The organism is Paenibacillus sp. sptzw28 (assembly GCF_019550795.1).
Lineage (GTDB): Bacteria > Bacillota > Bacilli > Paenibacillales > Paenibacillaceae > Paenibacillus_Z.
Genome location: NZ_CP080545.1, coordinates 5,409,752 through 5,427,793, shown reverse-complemented (window position 1 = coordinate 5,427,793; position 18,042 = coordinate 5,409,752). Strand labels below are relative to the sequence as shown.

General features: G+C 37.2%; 13 protein-coding genes. 10 read left to right on the top strand and 3 right to left on the bottom strand.

Annotated features, from left to right (window positions below):
• Window positions 1-21 precede the first annotated feature (21 nt).
• Window positions 22-1,785 carry a DUF262 domain-containing protein gene (locus tag KZ483_RS25195; RefSeq protein WP_220350287.1) on the bottom strand — a complete coding sequence of 588 codons (1,764 nt, stop codon included), beginning with the start codon at window positions 1,783-1,785 and terminating at the stop codon, window positions 22-24.
• A 193-nt stretch (window positions 1,786-1,978) separates the two neighbouring features.
• On the opposite strand from KZ483_RS25195, the gene dndB reads away from it, so the two are divergent.
• Genes dndB through KZ483_RS25165 form a run of 6 tightly spaced genes read left to right on the top strand, consistent with a single transcriptional unit; the run spans window position 1,979 to window position 9,012 of the window.
• A complete protein-coding gene (dndB, locus tag KZ483_RS25190; protein WP_220350286.1) occupies window positions 1,979-3,076 on the top strand; it encodes a DNA sulfur modification protein DndB in 1,098 nt (365 codons plus the stop codon).
• Complete coding sequence (dndC, locus tag KZ483_RS25185) at window positions 3,073-4,461, top strand: DNA phosphorothioation system sulfurtransferase DndC (protein ID WP_258881413.1); 1,389 nt, start codon at window positions 3,073-3,075, stop codon at window positions 4,459-4,461. Before dndB ends, dndC begins: the two co-directional genes overlap by 4 nt.
• Complete coding sequence (gene dndD, locus KZ483_RS25180) at window positions 4,458-6,449, top strand: DNA sulfur modification protein DndD (RefSeq protein ID WP_220350285.1); 1,992 nt, start codon at window positions 4,458-4,460, stop codon at window positions 6,447-6,449. Before dndC ends, dndD (KZ483_RS25180) begins: the two co-directional genes overlap by 4 nt.
• Complete coding sequence (locus KZ483_RS25175) at window positions 6,433-6,837, top strand: DndE family protein (protein WP_220350284.1); 405 nt, start codon at window positions 6,433-6,435, stop codon at window positions 6,835-6,837. Before dndD (KZ483_RS25180) ends, KZ483_RS25175 begins: the two co-directional genes overlap by 17 nt.
• Window positions 6,818-7,948 (top strand): cysteine desulfurase family protein, encoded by a 1,131-nt coding sequence (locus KZ483_RS25170; protein ID WP_220350283.1) that lies wholly within the window; start codon window positions 6,818-6,820, stop codon window positions 7,946-7,948. Before KZ483_RS25175 ends, KZ483_RS25170 begins: the two co-directional genes overlap by 20 nt.
• Before the next feature lie 47 nt (window positions 7,949-7,995).
• Window positions 7,996-9,012, top strand: a complete 1,017-nt coding sequence (locus tag KZ483_RS25165; protein WP_220350282.1) for a nuclease-related domain-containing protein — start codon at window positions 7,996-7,998, stop codon at window positions 9,010-9,012.
• Here KZ483_RS25165 and KZ483_RS25160 read toward each other — a convergent pair.
• Together KZ483_RS25160 and KZ483_RS25155 are read right to left on the bottom strand one after the other, a co-directional pair.
• The gene (locus tag KZ483_RS25160; protein ID WP_220350281.1) at window positions 8,988-11,054 is read right to left on the bottom strand and encodes a UvrD-helicase domain-containing protein; all 2,067 of its coding nucleotides are present in this window, start codon (window positions 11,052-11,054) and stop codon (window positions 8,988-8,990) included. The genes KZ483_RS25165 and KZ483_RS25160 overlap by 25 nt on opposite strands.
• Window positions 11,051-13,966: a PD-(D/E)XK nuclease family protein gene (locus tag KZ483_RS25155; protein ID WP_220350280.1), complete on the bottom strand. Its 2,916-nt coding sequence runs from the start codon at window positions 13,964-13,966 to the stop codon at window positions 11,051-11,053. Before KZ483_RS25155 ends, KZ483_RS25160 begins: the two co-directional genes overlap by 4 nt.
• Window positions 13,967-14,075: 109 nt before the next feature.
• Here KZ483_RS25155 and KZ483_RS25150 point away from each other — a divergent pair, with 109 nt between their 5' ends.
• From KZ483_RS25150 to KZ483_RS25135, 4 genes are all read left to right on the top strand, one after another.
• Entirely contained in the window at window positions 14,076-14,285 is a 210-nt protein-coding gene (locus KZ483_RS25150) for a DNA modification system-associated small protein (RefSeq protein ID WP_220350279.1), read from the top strand.
• The gene (gene dndD, locus KZ483_RS25145) at window positions 14,282-16,279 is read left to right on the top strand and encodes a DNA sulfur modification protein DndD (protein WP_220350278.1); all 1,998 of its coding nucleotides are present in this window, start codon (window positions 14,282-14,284) and stop codon (window positions 16,277-16,279) included. The genes KZ483_RS25150 and dndD (KZ483_RS25145) overlap by 4 nt, the downstream gene beginning before the upstream one ends.
• 13 nt (window positions 16,280-16,292) lie before the next feature.
• The gene (locus KZ483_RS25140) at window positions 16,293-16,676 is read left to right on the top strand and encodes a hypothetical protein (protein WP_220350277.1); all 384 of its coding nucleotides are present in this window, start codon (window positions 16,293-16,295) and stop codon (window positions 16,674-16,676) included.
• Window positions 16,677-16,965: 289 nt separating this feature from the next.
• A protein-coding gene (locus KZ483_RS25135; protein ID WP_220350276.1) for an IS630 family transposase occupies window positions 16,966-18,031 on the top strand; the annotation gives its coding sequence in 2 pieces (ribosomal slippage) (window positions 16,966-17,490 and window positions 17,492-18,031; 1,065 coding nt in all).
• The last annotated feature ends 11 nt before the right edge of the window (window positions 18,032-18,042 follow it).

Below are 18,042 nucleotides of genomic sequence, written 5' to 3'. Positions count from 1 at the left end.
GTAAAGCCAAAATGTTTAATTCTAATAATAACGCCATACATTTAGTGCTTCCTGAGCCATTCTTTGTTGGCGAGTGTTAATTGAAGCGAAATCCCAAACAATATACGTGGATGAAGCTGAAATATCTCGTGGATAAGACAACCCAGAAGTTTGATATATTTGCTTTTTATCATTGAAATCTTTATTACCAACATTTTGGTTCTTATCACTTTCCAGAATCAGTAAATTACCGAGTCGGGTAACAAAATCACTATATTCCGGATTATTTCTAACATGTCCCCATTCATCGACTCGTGTAGCTGCCTTGGATGGTTTTTTTGGCATAATATGTTCAACATGTTGCGAAGGGCTGTGAGGTAGGGGAACTACCCCAGTCATTCTATTCCTCTCTAATTCGTTTAATATATAAAATGCAAGGTTACTGTTGTTTGTTCTAAAGGTAATAAAATTATTGTTAAATTCGTGGTCACTTGTTAGGCTCTTTATATAATTAATTGTGCTATCTAAATCTCTAGTGCCATCACGAAGTGCTTTTGACATTAAACCAATTTCCTTCTCTAAATTTTCCACCGAATTTCTTCCGATTGTAAAATATCTAAAGCAAAAAGAAAGTGTTGCGTTTACTAATCTCTCAAATTTTTGATCTTCATTATTATATTTTACAGCTGCGGTAAGGAGCATAGGGAGACTGTGTGTAATATCTAAAGTTTTAAAGGCCTTTAATTTATTGGTAATATTTTCATTCCAAAACGTCGCACCAATAAGATTCACCCTAGCATACCAATCTGATTCAACTCTTAGTTGTTCTAAATAATCAAGTGGATTATTCGTTAGCAAGAGATTTGAAATTACTTTAAAGAGTTCAACTTTCTTCACCGGTCCATGAACAGATGCGTGTTGAAATCTTAAGTAATCAGTTAAATCTTCGGTATCTATGTTATCAATAATGCTATCCCATTTATCTTTTATTAGGTGGCGTTGTTCCCTTTGAACCGACTTGAAGATTTCATTTTTAATTATGTCTGAGTCCGTTAAATCCTTCCCACGATTATTAATTGTTCCAAATATTGTGTATGCCGTTTCCTTATCCTTAACCGTTATTTCCAAGAAAGTAAATAGTCTGGTGAAGGCTCTTACAAAACATCGTAATTTATTATGTAAATCTTCTTCATTCATTCCAGGTGGGAACTCGCTATTGAGTTTACTAACGAAAAAATCGTGACCCTCTTTTAGTCTTTGTCTCGCTGAGGTGGGGCTTTGTATTTTAATTGGGTTCAACAGGAGATACTCTTCACGTTGACCCGCTGTCTGTCTTATTAAAATATATTCCCTATATAAATCATCCACTGTTTCATCCAGATATAACCTTTGTTTTAATGGTTCATCATATTCATTTTTTTGTAAAAGTGGCGTAATCATAGATCTTATTCCAGATTTAAAATCAGTATCACTTAACCGTGCAGTAATCTCTAGCATTGCTTTTAAAAAAATACTACTTGCTGTTAATCGTTGTTGACCGTCCGTAATCTCATACTCACCATTTTCAGTTTTCGTCAACAATATAGTTCCAAAAAAATGTGGTTTTATATTTGGTTTTTGTTGGTAATCAGAATCGTATGTACTTTCAAATGTATTTTTAAAATCACTCCAAAGCTGTTCTAGTTCTTCCTTTGTCCACGCAAAATTTCTTTGGTAATCGGGTACCCTAATTAATTTGTTATCTTCAAAAAGAAGAGTTCGTAAATTATGCTCTTTAGCACTAAAGAAGTCTCTTGGTTCAATCAATGGCTCGACCATCCCTTCAAAGAATGTACTCTCTTCATAATAGTAATAAAATTATATCATTTATTGGTGATTTTTAGGACTCGATTCCATTCCAAGAGTACTGATAATTTTATGTTTTCATATTGACCCTCTAGTAAACATAGTCTAACATAGAATCATAAAGTTACGTACGTAATATGGAGGTATTACATATATGGAAGCGACTTTTAGTTATAGTTTTCCAGCCCTAAGAGGTATCCAAGCTGGTAGTGAATTTTATGTTGTCATGTGTCCGTTAAAATTAATCCCTAAGATATTCGTATTTGATGAGGAGGAAATTCCCCCAGAGTATAGAGCGCAGAGAACTATAAATCGTTCAAGGGTTCCTGAAATTGCTAGTTACATCTTGGATAACCCCAAAGACTATGTGTTTAGTTCACTTACAGCGTCGGTTGATGGAAATATGAAGTTTCAGCCTTATACAAAAGATCCAGAATTCAACAATTTGGGTCGTTTATCGATCACTCTGGATGCCAAGCTTTTAATTAACGATGGTCAACACCGTCGCGCGGCAATTGAAGAAGCATTAAAGGTCTCACCAGAATTAGGGCAGGAAAATATTTCAGTGGTATTTTTTAAAGATGAGGGATTAAGGAAGAGCCAACAAATCTTTGCTGACTTAAATAGGCATGCTGTGAATACAACCTCATCCCTTGGGATTCTATACGAGCACCGTGATCAACTTGCAAATGCAACAAAAGAGATAGTCTTACAAATCCCACTTCTTGAACGATATACGGATAAAGAGAGACCATCATTGTCTAAATTATCGCCAAAAATATTTGTACTAAGCAATATATTTAATACTAACAGTCGAATCCTCAACAAAAAGAAAGGTGATTTCGTCTCAGAACTTGAAAAAGATTTTCTATTGAAATTTTGGTTAGAACTTTGTGAATCTGTTTTAGAATGGCGAGCAGTATTAAAAAAGGAACTTACCCCGACAGAGCTGCGAACTAATTATATAAATGCACACGGTGTGTTTTTGGAAGCAATCGGCCTTATTGGTTCTTATTTATATAACAATCACCCGACAGACTGGGATCAGTTTATTCAGAAACTGCCATCAATAGATTGGAGTCGAAACAATTCTGATTGGATGGGACGAGCATTTGGGCATACCGGCAGAATAAATAAAAATAATGATACCATTAGCTTGACAGCAAATATGATAAAAATGAAGATGGGGCTACCACTAACACCACAAGAAGAACGAATCGAAGACAAATTAAAAGTAGGTGAACTCGCATGATTTTAGGAACGAAAAAAAATGAAATGATTGAAGATACAATCGACAGCATTCAATCAATGTACTTAATGGATTCGCTTCCATGGGTCGTCGGTTTCTCTGGGGGAAAAGACTCAACCGCACTTACTCAATTAATATTTGAAGCGGTAGATCGTCTCCCGGCTGAAAAACGGCATAAGAAGATTTATATCATTTCATCTGATACTCTTGTTGAAACACCACTGATAATTTCTTCAATTAATAAGACATTAATACGTATACAAGAAAAGGCTCTTGAACGAGACCTGCCAATTGAATCACATAAAGTCAAACCAGAGATTGAAAATAGTTTCTGGTCCTCTATTATTGGAAAAGGTTATCCTTCGCCGCGGCAAAAATTTCGTTGGTGTACGGATCGAATGAAGATTGACCCTGCAAATAGGTTTATTAAAGATAAAGTCGATCATTTCGGTGAGGTTGTAATGGTATTAGGAGTTCGCGCCGACGAAAGTGCAACTCGAGCTCAAGTAATTGATTCTCACTCAATAGAAGGCAAAACGTTAATGAGACATTCAACTCTATCGAATGCTTTTGTTTATGCTCCAATTAAGCATTTCACAACAGATGATATATGGATGTATTTGCGGAATGAGCCATCACCATGGGGAAATAATAACCATGAATTATACGCCCTATACCAAAATTCTTCTGGTGGTGAATGTCCTCTTGTGGTTGATAAGGACATTAAAGAGAGTGCCGGTTCCTGCGGTAATAGTCGCTTCGGGTGCTGGACCTGTACTGTAGTCAGTGAAGATAAAGCATTGCGTGGGTTCATAGAAACAGGCGAGGAGTGGCTTCGTCCACTTTTAGAATTTCGTGACTGGTTATCTGATATTCGGGACAAAAGAGAATATCGTGAAGAACATCGGATGGATGGTGGAATATATTTTACCGGTCAAGGTGATGAAAGAGAATTAGGCCTTGGACCTTTTACGCTTGAAGCGCGACGTATGATATTAACAAGATTATTGGAGACTCAAAGAAAAGTAGCCAACCCATTTGATGGTGAGTACAAGTTAATTCTGGAAGAGGAACTAAAGCATATTCGGCGAGTTTGGATTGATGATGGAGATTGGACTGATTCGCTTCCGGACATTTATCACGGCGTTACAGGTGAAGAACTAGACTGGGAGTATGATGATCGGGCAATGTTCGAAGATGACCAGATTACTGATCTCGAATTGTTGTGTGAAGAAAATAATGTAAGCCTCAAACTGCTGAAAAAGCTCATTAATACTGAAAAAAACTATAGTGGATATCGGGTAAGAAGAGGTTTGATTCAAGAATTTAACAAAATACTTAACCAGGATTGGTTACATTATGGGAAGGTAGAAGGGTACAAGGAATGAAGTTTAATCGGCTGGTGTTAAAAAATATAGGCGCTTATTACGGTAACGGTGAATCATTTGATCTTAAAACAATTGGCATCGAACGTAATGTAGTTCTTATTGGTGGAAAGAACGGTTCTGGAAAAACGACAATATTAGATTCACTTCGAATTGTTCTTTTTGGTTCATTTACATACGGTTTAAAGCCGGATTCAGCGCTATATTTAGATAAAATTGAAGCAAAGCTAAATTCCATTGCAAAAAAAGAAAACCACACAAGTTATCAGGTCATTCTAGATCTTGAAATGGTGGAGAATTTAAAGCGAAATCAATATACATTAAATCGCAGTTGGACGAAAAATAAAAAAACAATTAAAGAATCATTCAGCGTATTTAAAAACGGTCAGCAACTAAAGGAGAAGGATGTCGAACTATTTCAAACCAAGCTGCGTGACGAGACTCCCCCACAACTTCTAGATTTTTGCTTATTTGATGGGGAGAAAATATCACAAGTGGTCTCGAGAGAGACTCTTGCCGAATACCTGAGACAAACGGCAAAAGTAATGTTTAATGTAGACTTGTTTGAAAACCTTGAAGCTGACTTGGATACTTATTTAAAACAAGAAAAAGTCTTCTCCAACCTATCCTTAGAAGAAAAAAAACTAGTTGAAATTGAACAAGAAAAAAATGATTTATTAATGAAAAAGAATGGATTCATTATTGAATTCGAAAGTGTTGAAAAAGAGATTGATGAGAAAACTTCATTGTATAATGATCTAGAACGGCAGTTTCATGTCAATGGTGGATTAGAAAAAAAAGAGCGCGACCTACTAGTAAAGAAGATGAGTGACATCGATAATCGACGTCTTTCAATGATGGAGAAAAATCGGGAAAACTTGATATCCATTTTCCCATTTGTTATGAGTAGGGCTTTACTTAAAAATGTCTTAGTTCAAATGAGCAAAGAAGCAAAAGCGGATTTGAAAAATGAATTTATTAATACAATACCACAAGATACATTTAAGAATGTACTAGGTGTGTTATTGGATAAAAATGATGATGATATTGTTTCGGAAATTTATATGAAATTGACGGGACTCATGTCATCGGATGAAATTATGCCAATACATAAAGCCTCAGCAATTCAGAGGGCTGAAGTAATGTCGTTCTTTAAACAAGCATGTGAATTTAGTCCAAAAGAGATGTTAAACGACTTTAGGGGAAATACTCAGCTCATTAAAGAAGTGCAGGTGATACGTAAACAAATCGAAGAAAATGATGCTTCCAGCGACCTTAAAGAACTTCTTGATAAAACACAGCAAATCCAGAACGAAATTACGACCATTCAATTTAAAAAAGAACAAATGATTGTCTTATCCAAAGAATTAGATGAAAATATTCATTTAAAAGAGAAAGAATATGAAGACCTAAAGGCTAAAGTAATAAGATCCAAAAAAATGGGGCATGTGTTTGAAATTGCTACAAAGGTATCAGAAGTTAGTCGACTCTTTCGTTCTATGCAGATGAAAAAGAAATTACAGCAAGTGGAACTAGAAACTGCTAGAATGTTGCAAATCGTTTACCGCAAAGAATTGTTTGTAACGCGAGTTAAAATTCATCCTGAAACATTTGAGTTACGGATCTTTGATCCTAACCAGGAAGAAATAAATATTGAAATCTTATCTGCGGGTGAAAAGCAAATCCTCTTACTTTCGACAGTCTGGGCAATGGCGATGTGTTCTAAGAGAAGACTTCCTTTTGTTTTTGATACACTTTTGGGTCGTCTGGATCAAACACATAAGAAAGCGATTATGGAACAGTTTATACCCCGATGCGGTGAACAAGTGATAATTTTATCAACAGATTCTGAGATCAATCATGAACAGTTTGAACAAATCAGTAAAAAGGTGTCACATCTATACACCATTGATTTTAATTCAGATTTAGGCAGAGTTCAGGTTTCAAACAACTACTTTGGTATGGAGAGTAATTATGAATTTTCGTCTTAATACTTCAAAAGCGACAGCGGAACGATTGAAAAACTTACAAGCTTCAACCAGACTTACACCAAACATTTTAGCACGATATGCTGTCATTTTATCGCTAAAGGAACCGCAGCCCATTTTAATGACGGTTAAAGACAAAAGCGGCCTAGAGCTTCCTCGAAACGTATTAACTGGGCCTTATGATTATTTATTTAAAGTTTTAATTGCTCAACATGAAAATCGTGAAATTACGGATGAAGAGTATTTTCCAGGGCTGTTTAATAATCATCTAGAGCGAGGCTCTATATTGCTTCAAAACGAGTACAACTACGCAGGAAATTATGAAAAAATGATTACCAATTTCCTTTTGAAAGTTCCAGAGGTGGAGAACGATGATCTATTTGGACAATAGTGCTACAACGAAAATCCATCCAGAGGTTGTAGAAGCTATGCTGCCGTTCTTGTACGAAGAATATGGTAACCCTTCAAGTAAGCATTATACGCTTGCTGAAAATGCAAAAAAGGCAGCAGATGAAGCACGTTTTCATGTGGCGCAATTAATCGGTTGTAAGCCGGAGGAGGTTATCTTCACAAGCGGCTCAACAGAAAGCAACAATATGATTTTAAAAGGAATAATGGATGTTTACGACGACCAGGGCAATTACCTGGTCGTTTCCAAAACTGAACATTCTTCTGTTTTAGAAACAGCAAAGTTTCTACAAACAAAAGGGAAATGTGTAACGTTTATAGAAGTAGATCGGTATGGAAGGGTTATATTTGACGACCTCAAGGCGACAATCGATGTGAAGAAACCATTGTTAGTCAGTATTATTTTAGGTAACAATGAATTAGGCTCTCTTAACGATGTTGAAAAAATTTCAGACTTATGTAGAAACAAAGATGTATTTTTCCATAGCGATGCTACACAGGTATTAGGGAAAATAGATATTCGTCCCTTCATTCAAAACGTACGTTTTATGTCTTGTTCTGCACACAAATTGCACGGACCCAAAGGTATTGGAGCATCAATCCTAAAAAAAGATGATCTAGGGATAAAGACGAAAATAACCCCGCTTCTTCATGGCGGTGGTCAAGAGTTTGATTATCGAAGTGGTACGCTCAGTATGCACAATATTGTTGGATTCGGTAAAGCTGCTGAGATAGCACTTCGCGATATCGAAGAAAATCAAAAAGTGCTGTGCCAATTAGAGCAACATTTACTTAATAACCTTAGGGAAAAGTTCTCGCAAATATTGTCTTTGAATAGCGATGAGCAGAATAAAATTCCGGGTATCGTTAACGTTCGATTTGATGGTGTCGACAATGAATTTCTTATTAAGGAACTCGCCACAAGAGTGGCACTTTCAACTGGATCGGCTTGCAGCTCAACAAAACCATCGCATGTGCTTGAAAACATCGGGTTAAGCCTTGGACAAATACGTTCATCCGTTCGTATATCGCTCTCAAAATACAATACGATTGAAGAAATCAATGCTTTTTGTTCAATGCTTGCAGGCGAATAACGCGGCTATCAAAGCAATATCATTGTTGAAAAGAGTTGAACTAATTCATGGCGATCTCGTTTCCAGATCATCCACAGACCAGGACCAGCGGTGAAAAAGCACTTATCGATAACTTGAAAATACAGCTTTCTGATATCTGGCACATATTTTACGAGCCAATTATTGATGGCGTAAAGCCCGATATCGTACTGTTTTCTCCATATCATGGTGCCTTGATTGTAGAGGTAAAAGACTGGAATGAAAAGACGATTAAACACGTTTCGGTCGACGCTTGGACTATAGAAACGGAAGACGGGGAAAAACGTGTTAATTCTCCATTGAAGCAAGCAGCGGACTACAGCTACAAGCTCTTGAGTGTGCTTGCGAAGTCGCCAATATTAATGCAACAAGAGGGCAATTACAAAGGACGTTTACTTTTTCCTGTTGGATATATGTGCTACTTTACTAATCTGCCGCTAGAAAGATTGGAAGCACTGAAAATTACTTCGGTTATCCCTGACAAGTTTATTCTTTCTCTTGATGTACACGATGATCATCTGGAGTATCGTGTAATTGAGGTGTTGAATAAACATTTTTCAATTCAGCCATTGTCTGTGGAAGCCACCAACGAAGTAAAACATATTTTGTATCCTGAGGTCACGATTGAAATAAACAATCAATCTTATTTCAGCAATAAATCTGTCATGAAGTTCTCGAGTTTAGTGGATGAAATATTGTATATCTGTACCGAAATCAGACACTTGCAAAAAGTCATGTCTATCGAGAAAGTCGCGATTATCTTCGACATTGATCGAGTAATTAGAAAAAGAACCTTGTCAGAAGAGGTAAGGCTTATTTTGAAGGATATGGGTATTGATATGTTATGCCGCGGCGGGTACGTAGAGCTCATCTCGTTAGCGAAAAACGATCACGGTGGACTTTGGGACATTGCGTTTATTATCGACTGTTACGGTATAATCATGACTGATGAAAAAGAAGCTTTCCTAGAGATGTTGTCTAAGAAAGCTTCAGTGGGTTCAATCTATTATACAAGTCACAGTCAAATTAACTTCAGCCAGTTTTGAAAACAAATGGCGCTTTTTGGACAGTGTTCGCTTCCAACGAACACTAATTTTTTTTCTGCACGAGTCAAGGCGACATACAACACACGAAGTTCTTCGGAATAAAGATCCTGCTTATAACTCTCCACGGTTGTTTCATAGTTTGGGCTTGGAACACGCACAGATTTTTCGCCATAATAAGGTGTGTAACAATACTCTAAGCCTGTAGCTTTGTTATAGACAACAGCCGGTTGTAGGACTGATTTGCTCAGCGTTTCTTCCAAGCTGGGAAGAATAACGATGGGATATTCCAATCCTTTTGCCTTATGAATGGTAATAAGGGTCACCGAGTTAGCATCTTCTCCGGTTGGAATATCAGACTGTTGTTCTTCTTTATGGCTAGCAATCATTGCATGAAGCCAGTCTTGAAATTCATGAAGTTGAATAGTTTCTTTTATATTAAAATTTCTAGCTAACTCCTTTAACTTGTTAAGATTAGCAACTGCTTGAGGCTTGCTTGTAATGAGCCGTTCTCTAATACTTGTGATTTGGTATATTGACTCCAGAAGTTGCGCAGGTGTTCGTTCTGCAACTTGAGATTGAATCTTTACTACAAAGTCATATACCCTACTACGGTCATTCGAAAAATAAATAGTTTCAAGTGCTTCTTCGATGTTTATTTTACTATCTGGAAACAGAATAAAGTTAACTAGCTTGTAGGTATCAATAATCTCACGCTGATTAAAGAAGTTCCCAGCTCCAATGAGTTGAAAAGGGATGTTCAGTTTAGCTAATTCATCCGCAAATTCGATCATTGGATAGTTCTTTCTAAAGAGAATTGCGAATTCATTTGGCGAAGCGCCGCGATCGATTTCAGAACGAATATATTCGGCAACGAGTTTCGGTTGGGATTCGTCTTTTTTTGCATATGTCCACTGGTAAGCATCAGTTAACGTAACCGGTTCTTTAGAGATTTGATTTGACCGAAGCGGCTCGGGCTTAAATTGAATTTCTGGATAGCTTTCTTTGATACGTTTAAATAATGAATTGACCAAAATAACAAGTTCGCCAGTCGATCGAAAATTCGTCGAGAGAGTCAACACTTCACCATAATTTACTATCCACTTTTCGACGGACTCATAAGCTGATAAATCTGCTCCTCTAAACTGATAAATCGATTGTTTGCTGTCACCGACTACAAATAAATTAGGACTTTCCGGTGTTCCGTCACACAGCTTCCTTATAATACCGGTTTGATACATTGAGGTGTCCTGGAATTCATCCACAAATAAGTATTTATAATTGCTTTTAATGCTCTTGACGATATCAGGCTCTCTAGATAAGAGCTTAAAACAGTATTCGAGCAGATTATCCGGATCGAGTGATTGTAAACGGAATCGCTGGTGATTTCGATGCAACTGTTCCAATATCTCGACAATTTCTTGCTTAATATGTCGTGGATTGCCGGTTTCTATCGTAAGGCTGTCTTTAGTTGTTTTGAGCACTTTTTCGAGTGAGAGCCCTTGCGATCGGATCATGGTATAAGAGTCGATTACTGTTTTACGTAGCTGATGAAAAGGCATGTACTTCTCATGAAATACTTCCTTCTGATCTCGTTTTTTTTGTGTTAACCAACTTTCGAATGTCCGTTCAACCGCCTGAATCATAGCAGCTTCCGAAACCTTGAAATTCGGTGAATATTCAAAATCAGGAAAATGAATCGGACCTGCTACGTCCAGAATGGCTTTACAGAATTTATGGATTGTAGAGATCTGACACGAGTTCAAGTTTTCAAGTTCGTAACGATAACGTTGTCGTTTCTGTGTATTAGTCGTACTTTTCCATTGATGGTACAAATACAACTTCAAGCGTGATAGCAAGTTTTCCGTTGCTTTATTCGTAAAAGTAATAATCACCATGTCTTTAATACTCAAATTTTGATCATCATCAAGCAACCGGAGAATCCTTCGGCTAAGGACTTCTGTCTTACCAGTACCGGCGCCGGCTTTGACTAATATGAGGGTGGCATTTGATTCAATTGCTTTCTTTTGTTCGGATGTAATCATTGGTCGACCTCACGTTCATGACAAAACTTATTAAAGGTGCAATACTTGCAATGACCTCCGGCGTTCTTATCAAATTTACCGGATTGAATGTTCGAAATGACCTCAGTTAACGTACTGGTTGCTGTTGCAGAATCGTTATAAAAGCTCCGTTTGAAACGATCATACCATTCTTTAATTTCCTTCATTTGTTCTTTCTCATCATGATCATTGGATGAAAAAGCAAGAATATCTTTACGGTTTGAAATCGAATAGCGATGAATTTCACTGTGGTTGTACTGAACTTCCAGTTCTTTAGTAGCTGTGAATGTGAATCCATCTAGCCTAATTTGCTTCTGTTTGTCAGTGAGGAAAAACTGAATTGTAATATGATTGTTTCCAGCTTTCCGATATTCCCGAACGTAAGGATTGTCGAAAACCCAGTGAATCAGCGTTGATAAAAAGAAGTCAGTCTGGGATGTTATGTTGTGCCAAATACGGTTGCTTAACGGAAAGAGTGGACGAACATATTCTTCGGCGTCTGCGCGATAGCTCTTCACTTTGTTTAACAGTCGGTTGTACTGTCGTTTTACATCAATTGACTCAGGAATAGCATCAGGTTCGCTTGTGGCTAACAGTTCAACAGATTTTTCATAAAGACAAGACGATGCATAGGATTGAATGTGAAAGAGCTGCGTGTACACGTTTTCGCTTTGATATTTCTTTTGATAATAAAATCGCCGGGGGCAATATTTATAAACGGTTAGTTCTTCTACAGTAAAGTGGCGATCAAATAATTCCTTTCTTATTTCTGCTCTATTAAAGACATCATCTTCCTTCAATGGTTTAATGCTACTCGGGCATTTTAATACTCGAGATTGTATCAGCAAATCTTCTAAGTTTGGCGCTTTTTTATTTTCAAGCTTATTTCCTTCTTCAAGTCCGAATACTTTTGCGACGTCATGTAAGTAATGTGCCGGTGTCAACGTAATCCCATTATCGATCTGAGAATAAGAAACCGTGATCTGGGTTTTTGCTGCACAGAACATCAGGTATATATGGTACAGTGACCGATTTAAGTAAAATCTTTCAAGCTGTTTAGTTGTATCCGGTTTAAAATAAGTTGTTTGCTTGAGGATTTTTTGTTCAATTTCCTTAGTTATCAGCCAATCGAATATCTTCGGTTCAGGGTACATATCTTGAGTAAATCTGCAAACAAATACGTAATCATAACGCTGGAATTCAACGTTGTTTGGACCCGTAACTAATATTTCGCGGTTTAAGTAAATGTCGTCTTCGTCATTTTCGACGTTTGCTTTATCTCCGTCTTCAAACTCCTCTTGCTCGGCAAATAAAGCCGAGATTCTCTCGCCGAACTCAAAAGCATTAATTTCGATTCGTTCTTGGGTACCAAGGGATTCGGTTATTTTGCTTAGTCGATTCCAAATTGATTCCTCTAACGCAACAAATCGAGCGTCAGAGCGAATGAATGATATCAATGCTTCAACGTGGTCTTTAACCGTTCGCGGGGAGATACTTGACAAATATTTACTTGCAGATTCAATTTGCTTTACGATGGCGTCTATCTCTTCAAGTTGTTCTTTGCTCACAGTGTTTACAGGATGATGTGGGTATTTTTCCGCATCCATCTGTTCCTTAGTATTCAGTAGTGATTGAAAGCCTGCTGTCCATTCTTCAATTGATGTACAGTCAGCGAAAAAGCTTTCAAGTTTTTCAAACTGCTCTGAAAGAGCGGTTTCGCATTTTAAAAGTGAACCACCAAGAAAAATCTTGAACATGGAAATATTTAAATACGTTTCGGATAGTTTCCTTATATCTGTTTGAATGTCGTAAAGATATTTTATTGCCTTCCCCTGAGCCAAATGCATAAACGGTCTGCGTGGGAGTCGAACTTTCAAATCATTCTGCTCAGATATCTCTCTAATGAGTGGTCGTAGCTCCATTGCGTTTGGAGTAATAATAACTACTTGTTTTGGACTCACTTCCTTGTATTTAACAAGAACATAAATTTGCCGCAATATATAAGAAAGTTCTTCTTCTAGGGTTGGAAAACGCATCAGAGCAAATGAATTATCGAGGTTGGTGTATAGTACATCTCGGAATATATTTTTCGGCAACCGGTCGATAAAGAATGAGTTTGATTTCGACTGTTGTACAGACTCCCATTTAGACTTGGGTAAGATGTTTTCGTAAACATTGACAATCGCTTCAGTCGCGGGCTGATCAGGCGTTTGCAAGTCATATGGCAGCAAGATGGTTACTTCTTTCTTCTGTGAAACAAATATATCAATAAGACGCTGATGTTTTGCGTTTAATGGTAAGAAAGCACCGTCCAAAATCAATTCATCAAATTCTAAGGCATCAAATTCATTTAACCTCTGGTTAGCCGCTAATCCATAGTCTAATAGTTGTTTTTCATGAAGTTCGTTTAAATACGATTCATATATATTTAAGCTTTGCTGCCATTTTTTAGCGTCATCGAACGTTCTCAAGGTCGAAATGTTCAATCCAGTAAGACTTAACTCAGTAAATGTATTCGATAATTCATTGGAAACAGAAAGCCAACTCAAATGGTTAGTTTCTTCGTTCTGCTTCATAATTCGTTCCAATATAACAATTGATTCTGATTTAGACAAAGTGGTACTTGCGTTCGCATAAACCAACTCTTTAATCCACTGGTCCATTTCAAACAATGCAACATGTTTTTCTCTTATTTCTTGTTCTGTTTTAAAGCCTTCGTCACGAAGCTTATTCTGAAACTGATTTTTATATTTAGAAATATAAAATTTCAGTCTCCTCCGGTACAAAATTAACGTCGGAACTATATGTAGTTGGGTTGCTTTTTGTCTTATAACTAAGCGTTTTTGTAAATATGATTCAATATCTTCAGTATTTGGAGAACAAAGTATGTTCAAGGAATTTCCTCCTAGTAAAGTTGGTTCCAATTTACTATAATCAAATTATACTATACAGAAATAACCATAACCATGTATATTTATTGGTTTAGCCTAGGGGGCATAGCAAATGTCATCGTTGATTAACGAAGAAGATGAACTCTTAGAAGAAATATGTAGAAAATATAATGTTGAGCCTCAATATTTAAAAGAGCTGTTTCGAATCGAAAAGGAATATGCGGATAAAAATATGTCTAAAAGAAGAGGTTTGTTTGATCGGATTTCCGATTTAGTAATGGATTGGGTGGAGCAAGAGGAAGAGAGGCGTAACATCATATGATTTTTAATTATATTTCCTTTGAAAATTATCGACCTTACTACGGAGTTCAGAAATTAGATTTACATAAGAAACAAGAAGGTTTTATTGCTTATAAACAAAATATTACTCTTGTTGGCGGCTTAAATGGTGCAGGTAAAACCTCACTAATTAATGCTTTTTTTATTTGTTTTTATGGGAGACGAAAATTCAGTAAAGAAGAGTATGAAATTATTAAAAATGAATCGATAAACAGACGGTATTATAGAGAAGGCGGAAGGGAAAGTAAGATCCAACTCTCATTTACAGACCGCGTCGGAACATATCTCATCGAAATTACTTTCTTAGAAGACAATAAACATGATATCAATGAAACTAGAAAAATATATGTAGTTTCAGGAGAAGAACTTAGGGAAGTAACGGCTGCGGATGAGGAATTTAATGAGTTCATCGATCAACGGATTCCAATCGATGTGGCTCCGTTTTTTATTTTTGACGCTGAAAAAATAAGGGACCTAGTTGGAGAGCAGGATACCAAAGAAACTATTAAAGCCATTCAAAAAATCGTTTCTTTGGAGCTTTACAATCAACTTTTCGATGATTTGTCCAGCATACGTTATAAGGATGAAATGGCACTCTCCAAAACCGTTAAAGATGAAGAGATTCAAAAGCTCTCGAGTGAATTGCAAAATTGTGCGACGGAATTAGAGTTGTTAAAATCAGAAGAAAAACCAGATGAAAAAAAGATTGAATACTTGAATGAAGATAAAGTGTATTTGAACCAAAGAAGAAGACTTAAACTCGCTAACAGTAGTGAAACAAAGAGTCAAGTTAATCGCAAAATAGGTGAATTGGAAAATGAGCTTAAACTAATTTTTACTACTTTGGAACGCTTCGGACGGAACTCGCTCCCCAACTTAATCGCGTCACCAGTTGTACGAAAGCTCCAGCAACGAATAAAAAAAGAACAGAACTATATTTCGAGTATGAGCAAAAGTACCGCAATGTTTGCTCCATATGACAGGTTTATAAGTCAGGTACTATCGGTAACAATCGCCCCCCCGCTAAATGACCAACAAAAAGAGCAGATAAAAGAAAAAGGTAAGGAAGTTTGGGCGAAAATTAATCAAGTTCAGGAAGTGAAAATTGAGCCATTAAATGTGTTACACGCAAATGATTTATCCCAAAATGAGTTGCAGACCATATTAAATTGGAACCTGACGAGTAATGTAGATGTAAAAGGTTTGATAAGCAAACGTATAAAAATTCAAGCTGAGCTCCAAAAACTACTTGACCAATTAAATGATGCACCAGATGTAATTGATACAAAAGAAGAAGATGAAAAGCTAGCAAAGATATCTGAAGAACTCGGAGCTCTTTATGTCGCTAGAAAGGCAAGAAGCGAATCAATCCGAAAGCTCCAGGATCGTCATCATCAACTTTTGAACGATATGACAAGAAAACGGCAGGCTAAGAGTGAAATGGGACCAGTTGAGCAGAAAATGGAGATTATGACACGCCTCATTGGTGCAACAAAAGAATTCATCGATCGGGTAACGGTGTTAAAAGCTAAGCAACTAAAAGAAGAAATCGAGACAATTTTGTTAAAGTTGTTTAGAAAAAAAGATTTGCACCGAGTCGAATTTGACTCAAATGAATTTACTCTTAAAATTTACGATGAATTCGACCGTCAAGTCGATTTGACGTCTCGATCGGAAGGCGAGAAACAACTTATTGCACTTTCGATGATTTGGGCGCTAACGAAAGTTTCAGGTACAAACTTCCCGTTTGTAATTGATACGCCTCTGGCCCGATTGGATAGCATTCACAGAGCTAATTTAGTGAATCGGTTCTTTACAAACTTAAGTGACCAGGTCATCATACTAACGACTGATACAGAAATAACCAAGGATTTCGTTGAAGAAATTGAACCGTTTGTACAGAAATCATACATTTTGCAATATGACGATGAAGAAAACGCAACAAAGGTGACCGAAGGATATTTTACTTTTGAATAGGGGTTAGACATAAATGGCAAATGGTAGGATGTCATTATCTGTAGAAGGTGAAGAAAAACTTATCCGTATTATGGCTGAGTTGGAGCTAAACGATAAAAGGCCAGAAGCACTTCGACTTGCGTTCGTAAAGGGACTTGTTTCCTTTGATTCACCCCCGGAACGGAAGGAACGAAAAACACGTTTTGTGATACCGGATGGAGTAGTTGCACGTGGGGATGATTACATATTGTTTAAACATCTACTCGTGGAACGGGTTGGTCAGGCTCTTGATGCAAAAAGTGTCGATGATTATATGCTTCGCTATATTGAAGAAGGTCTGGATATTATGGCGAAAGAAGTCGATTCATTATCCGACCTGGATAATTATTTGCTTTACTTAATTGGTAAACATAGTTAATCAGTATAATAGTTTTTTACTTGGAAACGGGAACGAAGTACGCTTTTGAAAGAAGTGATGAACTCCTGATGATCCTGATTGTACAAGAGGCTGTTCATTTGATAGTAAGCTTCTTCTATGCTTATTTCTGTTAATTCGATGTCAATATGAAGGAAAAACCCTTTCTATCGAATAAATGTGGAAGGACAATAATGTGTTTTTAATTAGACTATATACAAGGCATAAAAGGTTTTCGGAAATAGATGTCTAATTCTTACAGGTAATAGGAACCTGTAGGAGGCGTTCAAATATGAACGAAAATTCCGTATCCCCACAACAGGAAGCAGTAACTGCAGAGATTGAACATGTAAAAGGCGCGATGAAAGCGACTAAAGATAAACGCATGTTTGAACGATACCAGACGATTTATCTTCACTTAACTGGACGGTCCTACGATGAGATTGCCGAGATTGTAGGCTTAACATCGGTGACCATTCGTACTTATGTAATAGCATTCCGGGCCATGGGTTTGGATGGACTTGTTCTTAAACACTCACCAGGTCGACCGTCATGGCTTACCGAAGAACAGGAACTGGAAGTTACTTATGTACTCGTCGAGAAGACGCCCTCAGATGTTGGTTTTCCGGCAGATATGAACTGGACAGCTCCATTACTGCGTGACTGGATCGAACGGACGTTTGATGTGAACTACTCAAATCGCGGTGCTCGCAATCTGTTACGGCAGCTGGGATTCAGTTATACGAAACCGACCTATACATTGGCCAAAGTTGATCCGGCTAAACAAGCTGCTTTTAAAGAAGCATTCGAGGCTGTAAAAAAAATTGCAACAACGCGAAATTGATCGAATTCTGTTTGAAGATGAATCCATGATCCGTGATTACCAAGCCATAGCCAATACCTGGTTTCCCAAAGGACATCAACGAAAGATTAAAACTTATGGTAAGCACCATGGCGTCAAGCTGCTTGGCGTACTCGATTATGCCAGCGGTGAAGTATTTTGTGTCGAAGAAGAACACTATGATGCTCACGTTTTTCTATCGTTTTTAAAGCGAATTGTTGCCCGATTCCCAGGTGAAAGACTCGTCATCATTCTGGATAATGCCCGCATCCATCACGCAAAACTGATTCAACCCTTTTTACAAGCTCACGCCGAATCTCTCCAGTTGATGTTTCTTCCACCGTACAGTCCCGATCTCAATCCCATTGAAGGATTATGGGGATGGCTGAAAAAATCTGTCATATACAATGTCTTCTATGCCAGTTTGGCTGAAATTCGAAGTGCAGTTCAAACGTTCATCTCAGAGATCAGCAAAGATCATTCTCGAATCGTTTCTCGACTTTGCAACCGAATTTAAAAATCTTTTGT